This is a genomic window from Haloterrigena salifodinae, assembly GCF_003977755.1.
GTDB lineage: Archaea > Halobacteriota > Halobacteria > Halobacteriales > Natrialbaceae > Haloterrigena > Haloterrigena salifodinae.
The window spans coordinates 317,980-332,484 of the sequence record NZ_RQWN01000003.1; the positions used below are offsets into that span (position 1 = coordinate 317,980).

The 14,505-nt window shown below is 66.3% G+C and carries 15 protein-coding genes; 9 read left to right on the forward strand and 6 right to left on the reverse strand.

Annotated elements, in window-relative coordinates:
- Positions 1-42 precede the first annotated feature (42 nt).
- On the reverse strand, positions 43-1,215 hold the full coding sequence (locus EH209_RS16115; RefSeq protein ID WP_126663882.1) for a sensor histidine kinase: 1,173 nt from the start codon (positions 1,213-1,215) through the stop codon (positions 43-45).
- A gap of 104 nt (positions 1,216-1,319) precedes the next feature.
- Positions 1,320-3,647 (reverse strand): nitric-oxide reductase large subunit, encoded by a 2,328-nt coding sequence (locus EH209_RS16120; protein ID WP_126663883.1) that lies wholly within the window; start codon positions 3,645-3,647, stop codon positions 1,320-1,322.
- 261 nt (positions 3,648-3,908) lie between these two features.
- Between EH209_RS16120 and EH209_RS16125 the strand changes: the two genes are divergently transcribed.
- Genes EH209_RS16125 through EH209_RS16135 form a run of 3 tightly spaced genes read left to right on the forward strand, consistent with a single transcriptional unit; the run spans position 3,909 to position 5,431 of the window.
- On the forward strand, positions 3,909-4,238 hold the full coding sequence (locus EH209_RS16125) for a DUF5789 family protein (RefSeq protein ID WP_126663884.1): 330 nt from the start codon (positions 3,909-3,911) through the stop codon (positions 4,236-4,238).
- 36 nt (positions 4,239-4,274) lie between these two features.
- On the forward strand, positions 4,275-4,931 hold the full coding sequence (locus EH209_RS16130) for a YciE/YciF ferroxidase family protein (RefSeq protein WP_126663885.1): 657 nt from the start codon (positions 4,275-4,277) through the stop codon (positions 4,929-4,931).
- Positions 4,928-5,431 (forward strand): YciE/YciF ferroxidase family protein, encoded by a 504-nt coding sequence (locus EH209_RS16135; protein ID WP_126663886.1) that lies wholly within the window; start codon positions 4,928-4,930, stop codon positions 5,429-5,431. Before EH209_RS16130 ends, EH209_RS16135 begins: the two co-directional genes overlap by 4 nt.
- An 11-nt stretch (positions 5,432-5,442) precedes the next feature.
- Here the strand turns inward: EH209_RS16135 and EH209_RS16140 are convergent, their stop codons facing one another.
- On the reverse strand, positions 5,443-5,997 hold the full coding sequence (locus tag EH209_RS16140) for a cupin domain-containing protein (protein ID WP_126663887.1): 555 nt from the start codon (positions 5,995-5,997) through the stop codon (positions 5,443-5,445).
- Between the two features lie 154 nt (positions 5,998-6,151).
- Here EH209_RS16140 and EH209_RS24165 point away from each other — a divergent pair, with 154 nt between their 5' ends.
- Together EH209_RS24165 and EH209_RS16145 are read left to right on the forward strand one after the other, a co-directional pair.
- Positions 6,152-6,292 carry a hypothetical protein gene (locus tag EH209_RS24165; RefSeq protein ID WP_164722064.1) on the forward strand — a complete coding sequence of 47 codons (141 nt, stop codon included), beginning with the start codon at positions 6,152-6,154 and terminating at the stop codon, positions 6,290-6,292.
- Between the two features lie 29 nt (positions 6,293-6,321).
- Positions 6,322-7,419, forward strand: a complete 1,098-nt coding sequence (locus EH209_RS16145) for a glutamate-cysteine ligase family protein (RefSeq protein WP_126663888.1) — start codon at positions 6,322-6,324, stop codon at positions 7,417-7,419.
- A gap of 52 nt (positions 7,420-7,471) precedes the next feature.
- On the opposite strand, the gene EH209_RS16150 is transcribed toward EH209_RS16145, so the two are convergent.
- Positions 7,472-8,032, reverse strand: coding sequence for a DUF6789 family protein (locus EH209_RS16150; RefSeq protein WP_126663889.1), 561 nt, complete (start codon positions 8,030-8,032; stop codon positions 7,472-7,474).
- Positions 8,033-8,180: 148 nt separating this feature from the next.
- Here EH209_RS16150 and EH209_RS16155 point away from each other — a divergent pair, with 148 nt between their 5' ends.
- From EH209_RS16155 to EH209_RS16170, 4 genes are all read left to right on the forward strand, one after another.
- Positions 8,181-8,963, forward strand: a complete 783-nt coding sequence (locus EH209_RS16155; RefSeq protein ID WP_126663890.1) for a hypothetical protein — start codon at positions 8,181-8,183, stop codon at positions 8,961-8,963.
- 58 nt (positions 8,964-9,021) lie between these two features.
- Positions 9,022-9,996 (forward strand): Gfo/Idh/MocA family protein, encoded by a 975-nt coding sequence (locus EH209_RS16160; RefSeq protein WP_126663891.1) that lies wholly within the window; start codon positions 9,022-9,024, stop codon positions 9,994-9,996.
- A 75-nt stretch (positions 9,997-10,071) separates the two neighbouring features.
- On the forward strand, positions 10,072-10,974 hold the full coding sequence (gene larE, locus EH209_RS16165; RefSeq protein ID WP_126663892.1) for an ATP-dependent sacrificial sulfur transferase LarE: 903 nt from the start codon (positions 10,072-10,074) through the stop codon (positions 10,972-10,974).
- Positions 10,975-11,223: 249 nt separating this feature from the next.
- Positions 11,224-11,580: a hypothetical protein gene (locus tag EH209_RS16170; protein ID WP_126664252.1), complete on the forward strand. Its 357-nt coding sequence runs from the start codon at positions 11,224-11,226 to the stop codon at positions 11,578-11,580.
- A 37-nt stretch (positions 11,581-11,617) separates the two neighbouring features.
- Here the strand turns inward: EH209_RS16170 and EH209_RS16175 are convergent, their stop codons facing one another.
- Positions 11,618-12,283 (reverse strand): CPBP family intramembrane glutamic endopeptidase, encoded by a 666-nt coding sequence (locus EH209_RS16175; protein ID WP_126663893.1) that lies wholly within the window; start codon positions 12,281-12,283, stop codon positions 11,618-11,620.
- A gap of 129 nt (positions 12,284-12,412) precedes the next feature.
- Positions 12,413-14,182, reverse strand: coding sequence for a nitrite/sulfite reductase (locus EH209_RS16180; RefSeq protein WP_126663894.1), 1,770 nt, complete (start codon positions 14,180-14,182; stop codon positions 12,413-12,415).
- Positions 14,183-14,505 lie beyond the last annotated feature (323 nt).

The following is a 14,505-nucleotide window of genomic DNA, read 5'->3' on the forward strand; positions in this document are numbered from 1 at the left end:
GTGCACGAACGAGGCGTCTCCTCAAGGACGACCTCGTCACCGTTACGGCGGCGACGTCGAGCGGGCGTTCGAGGACGCGGTCGACTGCGACTCGGCCGCCGCCGGAAGTTCGACCGCAAACGTCGTTCCGTCCGGCCCTGTCTCGGCCACGTCGACCGCGCCGTCGTATCTGGTCATGAGTTGGCGAACCAGGTACAGCCCGATCCCGTGGGAGCTTCCGTGACTCTGGGTGCGTTCGAAGAGCGTCTCGAGCGTCGAGTCGGGGATTCCGGGGCCGTTATCCGCGATCTCGACCCGGACGGTTTCGGGACCGGGATCGACCGCGACCGAGATACGCGGCGTCGCAGCGTCGTTGTGTTCGACCGCGTTCGAGAGGAGGTTCCCGAAGACGCGAGCGACCAGGTGGTCGGCCCGAACGGAGACCTCCGACGGGATCGACGTCTCCACCTCGACGGGGCCCCACTTGTGTTCCAGTTTCTGCACTTCGTCGGTCAGCAGTCGGGAGAGGTCGACCGCCTCGAGTTGCACCTCACCGTCGGTCGACTGCAACAGGATTCGCACGTCGTCGATCACCGTCGACATCTCCTCGGACTCGTCGATCACGATCTCGGCCCACCGTCGTTGTTGGTCGGTCGTCGCCGCTTCCTCGCGGAGCAGCGACGCGTACCCGTTGATGATCGTCGCGGTGTTCAACACCTCGTGGCGGAGGATGCCGTTGAGGTAGTCGAGGTACTCCCGTTGCTCCGCTAAGTGCTCCGCTCGGAGCGAGGCGCGTTCGGCCGCCAGGGTGCGTTCGATGGCTCGCCCCTCGAGACAGCCGATCAGCAAGCCGACGCCGGCACCGAGTACGATGGCCCATCTGATCCACGAGACGACGTTCACCCACGACTCGGTCGGCATCGTGACGATGAGCGCAAGGTTGACGAGCGAGAAAATCACCAGTCCGCCGACTGACCAGCCGACGGCTCGCGGATAGCGACTCGGCGAGAGGTCCGCATTCCGGAGCCAGTACCCGCCGAACGCGATCCCAGCGATGGCGGGAACGGTAGTGACGACTCCGACGAAGAATTGCCCGGTGGCAACGAATTCGACCCCCAGTGCGGCGTAGACGCCGATTTCGACAATCACGACGAGCAGCAGCGCGACTGCGAATCCCGTTACGTACTGCGGGATTCGATCGGGGGAGACGATATCGACGTCCACGGGCCAGCGCATATACTGGTAATCAGGTTCGGTTTTGTTAGCAGTGTCGGCCCGTTCGACGGCACCCGGTCCGGGTATCGGTATCCGTCGGGACGAAAAGAGCGCCGACCGCGGCGTCAATCGTCGTCGCTGGCCGGGTCGACGGGATCGACGGCGTCGTCGCCAAAGACTCGGTCGGCGATGACGTGGCTGCGGATCTCCTCGGCGGTCGGCTTCCGCTGGAAGAGGAGCTTCACGGCGACGTCCCAGGCGAAGACGATCGCGCCGGCGATTAGGAGGGTGTCGCCAGGCATGCGCAGCCAGAACAGCGTCTGGATGAGCCCGCCGTTGTAGAACTCGAGGCTGCGCGAGGCGGCGTACCCCTGCGTGAACGCGGTCTCGAGCTGCAGGAAGCCGACGGGGAGCAGCGAGAGGAACAGCATCAGCGCCAGCCCGGCGTTGCACAGCCAGAACGACCAGCGCAGCCGTCGGTCGGACCAGTGTGCGTCGCGGGTGGTCACCCGGAGGATGTAGACGGCCATCCCCATCGCGAGGAAGCCGAAGGCACCGAACATCGCGCCGTGGGCGTGGGCGACCGTGAGGTAGGTTCCGCTCTCGAAGTAGCTGATCACCGGCAGGTTGATGAAGAAGCCGATGACGCCGGCCCCGAAGAAGTTCCAGACGGACGAGGCGACGATGAAGTAGAACGCCATCCGGTAGGGGAAGTCCGTTCCGGCGGCGTCCATCGCGCGGTACTGACCCAGCGCCTCGTAGAGGATAAAGAGGAGTGGGATGAACTCGAGCGTCGAGAAGACGCTGCCGATCGGCAGCCAGACCTCGGGGAGGCCGGCCCACCAGTAGTGGTGGGAGACGCCGATGATGCCGCTGCCCATGACCAGCGCGGCCTGGAAGATGACGGCCTTCTCGGCCGATTTCTTCGTCAGGAGGTTCATCGAGACCAGCGTGAGGGCGATGACGACGATGATGAAGAACTCGAAGACGCCCTCGACCCACATGTGGACGACCCACCAGCGCCAGAACTCCGTGATGACGAAGTTCGTCTTCGGCGTGTAGAGAAAGCCGGCCGCGAACAGCAGGCCGATCGAGCCGCCCGCGTAGACGATCATGTGGGCGAGCCCGTAGCGGGGCTCGCGATCGAGCAAGGGCTTGAAGCCCCGCGCCACGAGCGCGGTCCAGCCGAGGAAGCCGACCAACAGGCCGGCCTGCCAGACGCGACCGATCTCCAAGTACTCCAGGCCCTCGTTACCCAGTAGCCACCACAACTGTCCGTCGAAGACGTTGTTGACGCCGAGCCAGATGCCCGCGAGGCCGCCGACGGCGACGACCAGCAGCGCGCCGATCAAGCCCTTGATGTACAGCGCCTGCTTGCGCGGCTCGCGGCCCGTCAGCAGCGGCGCGAGGAAGAGACCGGCGCCGAGCCACATCGTGGCGATCCAGAGGATCCCCAGATCGACGTGCCAGGTTCGGGCGATCGTCCACGGGAGGTACTCGAGGATGTCGACGCCGAGGACCTCATGGAGGCCGAAGAAGTCGTCGCGCTCGACGTAGTAGTGGGCGAGCAGCCCGCCCATGAACGTCTGGAGGACGAACAGCAGCGCACCGATAAGGACGAATCTGGTGCTCAGCAGCTGGCTCGGGGTGAGATCGATCTCCTTCGGGTGGGGGATCGAGACGCCCGCGGCCTCCGGTTCGGGGAGTTCGACGGCCTGGTAGAGCCAGATGGCGATCCCGGCGCCGGCGACCAGCAACACCATCGCGATGACGCTCCAGGTCATCACCGCGCCGCCGGCGTCGTTACCCGCGGCCGGCGAGTACGGGAAGTCGTTCGTAAAGGAGACGTCCGAACCGGGCCGATCGGTGTGGGAGATCCAGGCGGTCCACAGCGCGAAGTCGGCGAACTGCTCGGCCTCCTCCTCGGTCGGGATCAGCCCGTCCTGAATTCCGCGCTCGCGGTCGCCCTCGTGGTACGTCTCGACGTAGTCCTGACGCACCTGCTCGTGGGCGTAGGCTTCCGCGGCGGAGTACTCGACTGTCTCGCCGTCGGAGTACTCGCTCGACTGCAGTTCCTCGCGGACCTGCGCGTCGATCGCGGCCCGTTCGGACGACTCGAGGTCCTCGTAGGCCGTATCGTGCTCCTCTTGTGCGTAGTACTCGCGCATGTGCTCGGTCTTCAACTCGAGGGCGTCGGCGGTGTAGTCGACGTCGTAGTAACTACCGCGACCGAGCATCGAGCCCTGGTTCATCAACCCGTTCTCCTGGAAGACCATCTTCCCGGACTGGACGTCGTCGCTGGTCGCGACGGTCTCGCCGTCCGGACCGACGATCGTCTCCGGTATCTCGGGTTCGTTCTCGTAGGAGAGCCACGCCCCGCCGCCCATCACGACGAGGTTCGCGACGAAGATCACCGCGAGGAACGTGGCCAGTTGCTTTCTGGAGACGTGCATGACAAGCGGTGATCGAACCGCCACCCCCTCAAGTAGCGCTGCAATTCCTACGGAGTGGAAAAACGCGCGAACCGGTTCGGGCGGGGAGTCAAGGTGGAACAATCGGAACGGCTTGCGCGCCGAAATCGAGCGCTGAACGGACGCCGAACGCGGGCGTCTGCGCGACCCGCCCGACGCCGCGGGGGTCGAGCGCGCCGCGCGCGAGGCGGTCGTCGACTGCAGGCTGTAGCTCTTTGCCGCCTATGCCGGTAGGAGTGCCCGATGAGCCACATCGACGATAGCGCCGACGAGGTCAGATCGCTCGAGATCGGGGCCGTGAACCGGCTGTTCGAGGAGACGACGTTCCCAATGACGACCGAAGAAGTTCTGACGGAGTTCGCCGACGTCGAGATCGCCTACCCGCGCCGGTCGGAGCCGCTCCGGGTGATCCTCGAGACCTCGGGTCACGAGACCTACGAGACCGCCGACGAACTCGAACTGGCGATCTTGAACGGCGTCCGGCGCGACGCGGTTGGGCGGCCCCGTTACAGCGACCGCGGGGACAGCCCCCACGAGACCGACGAACAGATGCGGATGCAGCAGTCGTTCTGACGGGCCGACGACGCGAGCGAGAGCCACCGAGAACCCATGAGTACCACAGCGACCACAGCACGCGACGCACTGACGGCCCAGCTCGAACGACTGTACGCCATCGAACGGGAGCTGCAATCGGCCCTCGAGACGCTGTCGACCGACGTCTCGATCGACACGCTCGACGAGATACGCGCCCTGAAGTGTCGCGAACAGCTCCAGTACGTCATCGATCAGCATCGCGAGGAGACCGAGACGCACATCGACCGGATCGAGCGCGCCTTCGACGCCCTCGGCGCCGAGCCGAAGACGCGCCCCGTGCCGGTCCTCGACGGGCTGCTGGCCGACAAGGAGGCGTTCAACAACGTCGTCCTGAACGACGGGCTCCGACCGCTGTTCTACATCCAGACAACGCTCCAGCTCGAGGCCGTCGAGTGTACGGCCTACGAGACGACGATGGCGCTGGCCAGCGCGCTCGAGGACGGCGAGGAAGGCGCCGAGACGGCCGGTGCTGGCGATGCCGTCGTCGACGCGCTCGAGCACAACTACGACGACGAGCGGCGGATGCGGACGGACGTAGAGGAGATCGCCGACGGCGAGGCCGTCGAGACGCTGCTGGCCTCGAGTCCGATCGACGACGCGCCCCGAGAATCGCTCGATCGCTCCCGGCGGGAGCGATCGCACGGAGACCGACACGGAGCGACCGATCCATGAACGTCGAAACGCTCGAGGACCTGTTCGGCCTGCAGCTCCAGCACGCCTACTACGCCGAACGCACGCACGTCGAACTGCTCTCGGAGATGGCCGATGCGGCGCCGACCGACGACCTCCGCGAGGTACTCGCCGACCACCGCGCGGAGACCGACGCCCAGATCGACCGGCTCGAGGACGTCTTCGCGGCGCTCGGTCGACATCCGCGAGCGAGTCGAACGCGGTCGATCGACGGGCTGGTCGAGTCGTGGCACGAGCACCGATCGGGGACGGACGGCGATCCCGCGGTCCCGAGCGCCCTCGAGATCGCGCTCACGGGCGAACGACTCGAGATCCGCGCCTACGAATCGCTGCTGACCCTCGCCGGCCGGCTGGCCTACGTCGACGACGTCGTCGAGCCGCTCGAGACGACGCTGGCCGAGGAGCGGGCGGCGGTCGAGGCGCTCGAGGAGGTCGAAACGGAGGAATCGATTCTGAAAACCCTCGCGATCGAGGAGGGATAAGGAGCGGTCGCCTACTCGGTACTGAACCGATCGTAGCGGGCCTGATAGCCCGCCAGCCGACCGACGGGAGCGGTCGCCGTCGCGAGCGCCCGCTGGAGCGCGAGCGGAACGCGCGCGAGGGCGAACTCGTCGCGGTAGGCGGCGGCGATCACGGCGAGTTGCAGCGGCCCCGGCAGTCCCCAGCCGTTGGTCTTCCCCTCTCGAGCGAGCCCGAACAGCGTCTCGAAGAGCCGGTGAGACTCGAGTGCGGGCCGCAGTTCGATGGTCGTGCGAACCGGCTCGTCGCCGTCGTTCCAGATCGTGTGGTCGGAGCCGGGCGGCACCGCGAAGCGAGTCCCCGGCGTCGCCGTCCACTCGTCGCCCCCGATTCGAACGCCGAGTCGGCCGGCTTCGACCGCGATCCGTTCCCGCTGGCCGGGGTGGACGTGATCGACCTTGCCGACGGCGAACCCGTCGGGCTCGAGCGTGTACTCGAATCGCAGCCCCGCCTCCGTTCGCTCTCGAAACGCGATCCGTTCGCCGGTGACCGGGTTCAAGATGGCGGCCGGCGTCGATAGCGAAGTCACGGTCGGGCTTCGCCGGTGCGAGGGAAAGCGCTTATCGACGGACGGCGGAGTGTCAGCGCCGCCGATACGAACGCGCGTGCCGATGCTGTGCGGCACGGGCGTCGAGCTAGAAGCGCGGCAGGCGGCTGCAGGCACCGTCACTTCAACGAATCGCGTGATAGGGACCGTATCGAACCGCGACGGCGGCGTTGGTACGGACGCCGACGAACGCGCCGTCGCCGAACCGACCGGCGACACAGCGGCGGGAACCGCCTCCTCGGCCCACCCGACGGGGCGCCGACAGCGACCGCTGTGACGCACCGACGGCCGAACTCCCTCCTGAGTATGAACACGAGCATCGAAGTCGAGTACTGGGTCGTCGACACGGACGGCGAACTCACCGAACCGGGCGCGCTCGCGGCGGTCTCCGAGCGAACCGAACAGGAGTTCGTCGAACCGCTGTTCGAGTTGAAGACGCCCCCCTGCGAGACGATCGACGAACTGCGGGCGACCTTCGCCGAGCAACTCGAGGACGTCCTCTCGACGGCGGCGGCCGAGGAGAAGCGACTCGTCCCACTCGGGACGCCGATCAACTGCGGCGCGATCGACCGCCGGCCCGGCGAACGCGGGCGCATCCAGAAGGAGGTCATCGGCGAGGACTTCGCCTACGCGAAGTACTGCGCCGGAACGCACATCCACGTCGAGAAGCGCAACGTCACCGATCAGCTCAACACGCTGATCGCCCTGGACGCTGCGCTGGCGCTGGTCAACTCCTCGCCGTACCTCGACGGCGAGCGGGTGGCCAACAGCGCCCGCGCCCACTGCTATCGCAAGAAGTGCTACGGCGACTTCCCGAAACACGGCCAGCTCTGGCACTACGTCGACACCGTCGGCGAGTGGCACCGCCGGCTCGAAGATTGCTACGAGGAGTTCAAACGGGCCGCCCTCGAGAAGGGAATCGACGAGGACGCGGTCGAGGCGCAGTTCTCGACCGATGATATCGTCTGGACGCCGATCAGGCTGCGCGACGAGATGCCGACCGTCGAGTGGCGCTCGCCCGACGCGGCTCTGCCGAGCCAGTTGCTCCGACTGGCCGACGACCTCGAGACCGTAATGGAACGCGTCCACCACACGAACGTCGCAATCGAGTCCGTAAGCGACAGTCGCCACGCCGGCCACGTCACCGACGACGGCATCAGGCTCCCCACGTTCGAGACCGTTTGTAACTTCGCCGAATTGGCGATCGACGACGGCCTCGAGTCGGCCGACGTCGTCGGCTACCTCGACCGGATGGGGTTCTCCGTCGACGACTACCACCCGATCTCGACGCGGATCGACGGCCGCCAGTACGTGACGCGAGGCGATGCGCGGGACCTCCGACTGGAGTACGCGAACCGACTCGAGGAGGACGTCGACGAACTGGTCGAGACGGTCGGCGTCTGACCGAATCACGGCAGCAAAATAGGAGGCAGGCGAACGCTCGTCGGTTCGAGTCTCAGTTTCCGTCGTCGTACTCGTACTCGGCTTCGGGGTCCTCGACGCCCTCGGTCCGAGAGCCGACCCAGGCGCCGAGCGAGAGCCCGTAGACGAGGTGACCCGCGTGGAACAGCGCGAGTTCGTCGGCCTCGAGTTGGATGTCCAGCAGTTCCTTTAGCATGAACTGCGAGCCGAACGCCGAGAGGACCATCCCGTAGATCGAGCCCCAGACGAGACCGCGTTGCTCGGGTTCGATCGACCGCTCGGCGTCCTGAAGGGCGAATAGGCCGCCGAAGATCGCCCCCGCCTGAATCCCGTAGACGAAGTGGAGGACGAGCCCCATGAACGTGTGCTCCTCGGGATTGTCGCCGGTGACGTACTGCGCCCAGAAGTTCGCCGACGGCGGCAGCGACCGCAGGATCGGCAGCCGGAACGCCGTCATGATGATCGTCGCGACGAACCCGGCCTGAATCCCGCGGAGGACGGCACCGGCGAGGTGCTCCTGTTGCGAGTGTCTGTCGGTGGCCTCCGTGTCCCCTTCGGTCTCGGCGATCGATCGCAGGCGGTCGGATACGGACATCGTATGTCTGCGTGTCTACCACGAACAGCTCCTTAACCGCCCGGCGTGCAGTGGACGGGCGCTCGAGGTACCGACGAGTGGACGACCGCGGGAGTGCTCGGTTCATCGACCGTATTTTCTGCCGATAAGAGATAGAATTCTAATAGGAATGCGAACGGTTCCGCTCGATGGCCCGTCGATCGCGGTCGGCGCTTACGTCGGACTGTGTGGCTACCTCGTCGGAACGATCGTCGGCATCGACGGCGCAGATACGGGGTTGCTCGCCGGCTGTGGTCTCGTCTGGCTGATCGTCGCCCTGGCGGTCGGTAGTCGGCCGGCGCTGTGGGTCTCGCTGGGCAGTCGGCGACTGCTCGCAGTGCCGATGGTCGTCGCGACGGGACCGTTGCTCGTGCTCGTCTTCGGAACGGAGTTCGGCGTGTTCGATGGATCGCTGTCGCTCCTGCGCTGTCTCTGTGGACTCGCGGTCCTCGGCCTCGTGATCTGGCTGCTCGGAAACGGGGCCTACGCCGACCGGGCGGCGGGCGAACTGCGCGCGTACTGGATCGCCAATCCGGATCCGGGCCGACGACGGCAATACCGCCGCTGGGGCTTGCTGCTCGGTCTCGGAACCGCCGCTGCGTTCGTCGGCACGCTCTACGGTGCCCCCTCGTTTCTCCTGAGTGGGCTGCTCGCGGTGTTCATTACGATGCAGATCGACGCCCGTCGACCGCGGGAGTATGAGGCCTGCGAAAACGGCCTCAAATACGCCGATATCAACACGCTGGGTACCCAGTACCTTCCGTGGGAGCGGTTCAACGAGCTGCGCGAGACCGACGAGGCGATCGTCCTCGAGCGTCGCTGGCGGCTCGACGTACGGATGGCTGCCGACGAGGTACCGCCGGACGCTCGCGAGGCGATGCGGGCGGCCGTCGGTCCGTCGTGGAACCGATAAGGAAACCGCGATCGCTGCCAATGCGGGGATATTTGGGACCGGTCCGGCAACGTGGCGTATGGATTTCGGCGTACTCAGTACGGCCGGTATCGCCCGGAAAGCGTTTCTCCCTGCCATCGAGGCCACCGAGCACGAGGTTACGGCCGTCGCCTCCCGCGACGGCGACCGTGCGCGGGCGTTCGCGGACGACCACGGGATCGACGAGTCCTACGAGGGCTACGACGACCTCATCGCGGACGCGGACATCGACGCCGTCTACATCCCGCTCCCGAACGGTCTCCACGGCCAGTGGACGAAGCGCGCGGCCGACGCCGGCCTCGACGTCCTCTGCGAGAAACCGCTGACGGTCGACGCCGAGGAGGCCCGCGAGGTCGTCGACCACTGCGCGGACCGCGGCGTGACCCTGATGGAGGGGTTCATGTACCTGTATCACCCGCGGACCGAGCGAGCGATCGAACTGGCTCGAAACGAGCTCGAGGATGTCCGCTCCGTGACGGCCGCGTTCAAGTTCCCGCTGTTCGACCGCCCGGACGACGTGCGGCTCTCGCCCGAGCTCGACGGCGGGAGCCTGATGGACGTCGGCTGTTACCCGGTCTCGCTGGTCCGGCAGCTCCTCGGCGAACCCGAGCGCGCCTACGCGCACACGGACGACTCCCGCGGGGCCGGCGTGGACACGGAACTGGCCGGAATCTTGGAGTTCGACGATGGTTCGTCCGCGCGCGTCGCGTCCGGGTTCGACACCCAGAAAGTGCAACGCTACCGCATCGAGGCGGCAAACGGGTGGCTCGAGGTCCGCGACGCCTTCGACGCGCCGACTGACGAGCCCCTGGAACTCGAGTACCGGATCGACGGCCGACACGCCGTCGAGACGTTCGATGCGATCGACCAGTACAGCCTCGAGATCGAGGAATTCGCCTCGATCGTCGCCGACGGTCGGCCGCCGCGGACCGACGGCGAGGAGGCGATCGCGAACATGCGCGTCATCGACGCGCTGGCCGAGAGCGCTGAACTGGGTCGCCCGGTCGACGTCTGATCGCGGCCGCGCTCCGAGCGTCGGGGCCGATCCGACGACAACGCGCTTTTGCCCCTCGGGTGCGAACCACGGGCCATGACAACGCTCGAGGCGAAGCTCGAGGCCGCGCGCGAGGACCTCGCGGACCGCGACGGCGTGCTGGTCGCGTTCTCTGGCGGGGTCGACTCGAGCGTCGTGGCCGCGCTCGCCCACGACGCGCTCGGGGAGGACGCGGTCGCCTGCACCGCCAAAAGCGAGACGCTCCCCGAGGCGGAACTCGAGGACGCCAAGCGAGTCGCCGACGAGATCGGGGTCCGCCACGAGGTCGTCGCCTTCTCCGAACTCGAGAGCGACGACTTCGTCGAGAACGACGACGACCGATGCTATCACTGCCGGACGATGCGGCTGGGCGAGATGCTCGAGACGGCCCGCGAGTTCGGGATCGAGACGGTCTGTGACGGCACGAACGCCGACGATCCGGGCGCGGGCCACCGTCCCGGCCTGCAGGCCGTCGAGGAACTCGAGGTCCACTCGCCGCTGCTGGCCCACGACATCACCAAGGGAGAGGTGCGCGAGATCGCCGACCGCTACGACCTCTCGGTCGCCGACAAGCCATCGATGGCCTGCCTCTCCTCGCGAATCCCGACGGACCTCGAGGTCACCGAGGAGCGGCTGACTCGCGTCGAGCACGCCGAAGCCCTGCTGCGCCAGTGGGGGTTCGACCAGTTCCGCGTCCGCGACCACGACGGGCTGGCGCGCATCGAGGTCGCGCCCGACGAACTCGAGCGGGCGCTGACCCGGGAGTTCGCGGAGACGGTCCGCGAAGAGCTGTCGGAACTGGGATTCGACCACGTCACACTCGACCTCCACGGCTATCGGACGGGCAGTGTCAGTCCCGAGAGCGAGACGGAGCCCGAGACCGACGGAACTCGCGACGGCGACGAGCCGCTCGTCGAGGACGTCTTCGCCGCGGACTCGCGCTCCCGGAGCGACGACTGATGACCGACGGCGGTTCGGGACGTGCTATCGGTTATTAAATGCTGTCCGCTCTCGCGCTCGAGTGCAGTTCCCCGGGTTCCGGAGTTGATTTCGATATTATCCGTATTACGGAGACATTATTGCACGCACTTTCAGAATATAAATATGTTTGGCGCATCGAACCCATCATTAGTTCGGTCTGTGAACTAACGTCCGGGAATATTGCTTACTTCGATACGGACGTAGCACTCGAGGCGGTATCGTTGGATGATGGACGCCGACGTGCCGTCTGCGTGGAACACGGAAGAGAGTCGGACCTATTCCCCGGTCGACACCGATCGGGAACTGCAGTATCGGACGTATCGTCACGAATCAGGCGACCTGCGGTTGAAGGTCGCCCCGGCGTCGCTCGACGGGGAGGATCACCCCGGATACGCGCTGACCGCGACGAGCTATCCCGGACTCGACCTCTCCGAGACGATCCGCGTCCGGACCGTCCTCACGTTCGAACGCTGCAACAGCATCGCTCGCGACTTCATGGACCTCTTCTCGGCCAACTACGACGGCCCCGGATCGCTCGAGGACGCACTCGACTACGCCTACGAGCGAACGCGAGAACACCGTTGACGATCGGCGTCCTCGCCCCCACCACGGTCTGGAATCGTTAGCCGTAGACCGCGCCGAGAACGCCGAACAACCAGATCGCGACGTGGGCCCCGACGACGGGCACCAGCGAGCGCCGATACAGATAGGCGAGCGTGAAGACGAGCGCGGCCAGCGAGACCTGTAGGAGATCACCGAGGCGCCAGCCGACGGCGTGAGAGAGGGAGAACACCGCCCACGAGATTCCGCCAGCCAGCCGCACGCTCCCGGTGTGTTCGGCGAGGCGCTCGACCGCGTAGCCGCGATACAGCGTCTCCTCGACGACGCCGATCGTGACCGCGGACGCGACGGCGACCCCGACGCCGACTCGATCGATGTCCAGTCCCGTCACTCGTCGCTCCGGAAGTCCGAGCGCGTCGATCAGCGGTCCGGTCGCCGCCAGCGCGAGGAACCCGAGCACCGCCGCGGCGAACAGCGGGATCGCGTCGCGCCGGGACGGTGCTCGGACGCCGAACGACCGGAGCGATCGCCCTTCGACACCGATCGAGAGGCCGACGACGAGTCCGAGCAGTGACCACTGGAGCGCGATCGGTACCAGCGGATGGAGAGTCATTCGGAGCGCTCGAATGGCACCGGAAAGCAGCGGGAGTCCGAACAGCGCGATCGCGAGTCCCACGGTCGTCGTCCGGGAGAAATCGCGACGCGTCGTCAGATCCGTTGCAACCATATCCTGTTGTTTCGGCTACACGAACGTGAAATTACCTCTCGGCAGCGCTCGGCGCCGTAGTCACGGGACGGGAAGAAACGGATACCGCCGAGCGACGCGCGTATGACCGGAATCGGGACGATAATCGAGTCAGTCGTCGGACGGGGCCGCGGCCCCGTCGCCGGCGGCGGCCGCCGCGGACTCGCTCTCGGCGAAGGGGTACCAGGACTGCTTGGCATCGCCCATGTACGGGGCCTCGAAGTCCGTCTCCTCGGGTTCGCAGAACTCGATGAGCTGTTCCTCGCCCGTCGCCTCGACCCACTCGCGGAACGTCTGCCCGTCCGAACGGTGGGCCGCGTAGGCCTCGAGCAGGTTCCGGATCGCGCCGGGGGCCTCGTCGGCCGGGACGCGCTGCTGGATCCAGTCGATGAAGGAGGGGTCCTCGCCGACGCCGCCGCCGACGCCGATGTCGAAGGCCTCGACCATCTCGCCGTCCTTGCGTGCACGCATTCCCTGGAGACCGATGTCGGCGGTCATCGCCTGCCCGCAGTCGGCCGTACAGCCGGAGTAGTGCATCTTGATCTTGCCGACGTCCTCGGGTAGGTCGACGTTCTTGTTGAACCAGCGCAGCATGCGGGCCATCCGCCCCTTCGTCTCGGTCAGCGCGATCGAGCAGAACTCGGTGCCGGTACAGGCCATCGTCCCGCGCTCGAACGGGCTCGGCTCGGCGGGGTACTCCTCGAGGATCGGTTCCGCGAGCAGCCCCTCGAGGTCTTCGTCGGCGACGTCGACGATGACGGGGTTCTGGCGGCGGGTCAGCCGGACCTCGCCGGAGCCGTACTCGTCGGCCAGATCAGCGAGTTCGATGGCGTCCTCGGCCGGGAGCCGGCCGACGGGCACGCTCAGGCCGACGTAGTTCCGGCCGTCCGTCTGGTCGCCGACGCCGACGTGGTCGTGTTGGCCCTCCTCGACGGGGCGGCCGGCGTTGTAGGTGTACTCCTCGCGGAAGTCCTCGCCCGCGCGGAGCATCTCGAAGTCGACGTACTCCTCCTGAAGTGTCTCGCGGATCTTCTCCATCCCCCAGTCCTCAGCGAAGAACCGGGCGCGGTTCTTCGAGCGGTTCTGGCGGTTGCCATAGTCGTGGTAGAGTTCGACGAAGCCGCGGCCGACCTCGTAGCCGTTTTCGGGCCGGACGAAGACGTCGAGCGGCGTCGCGGCGCGGGGCTGGCGACCGCCGAGTCCGCCGCCGATACAGACGTTGAATCCGCGGACTTCCTCGCCATCTACCTCCTTGGTCGCCGGCTCGAACCCGATATCGTTGAGCGAGTCCTGGGCACAGCCGACCGTACAGCCCGACGCGCTGATGTTGAACTTCCGGGGCATGTTCGCCAGCGCGTCGTCCTTGCGCAGGTCCTCCTCGAAGCGCTCGAGCAGCGGTCCGACCTCGACGAACTCCTCGGCCTTGCCGTGGAGCGGGCAGCCTGAGATGTTGCGCATCGTGTCGCCGCCCGCCGAGCGGGAGTGGACGCCGACTTCCTCGAGTAGCTCCCAGATCTCGGGGATATCCTCGAGTTTGAGCCAGTGGAGTTGGACGGACTGGCGGGTCGTCAGGTCGATCCAGCCGTTCCCGAACTCGGGGTTTTCGACTGGCCCCTTCGCGTACTCCTTCGCAACTTCGCCGATGCGGCGCAGCTGCCCCGGTTCCAGGATGCCGCTGGCGTTGGTCAGCCGCATCATAAAGTACTCCTCCTGGCCGGAGCGCTGCTGGAACACGCCCCAGAACTTGAACCGGGTGGTCCACGTGTCGACCTCGTCGTCCGGGATGGCCTCGAAGCCGCCGTTCTCAGCGAAGCGCTCGATGTGTTCCCGCACTTCGTCGCCGTAGCAGTCTTCTTTCTGTTCTTCTTTCTTATGCACCATCGGCGACCACCTCGACCGGACGATCGGAGCCGAATACGCGAAGTTCCTCACCAAACATGACGTAATTCACGTTTCTACGTCACGACACTAAACCATATAACGGTAATCGTTTACAAATAAATAATTTTCTTCCAATCCCAGCATCGAACGTAGCATCTCCAATCGGATATGATGTGTATTAGGGTGTATATCCGACTCGAGCGACGTGGCAATTGATCGATTCGAAACGGCGAGTCGGACTCGAGACCGGGGAGGAGTCAGCGGGGAGCGCCGATCAGTGCGCGACCGGTACCCCCGTCGCGCGCGAGACGTCGTTTACGATT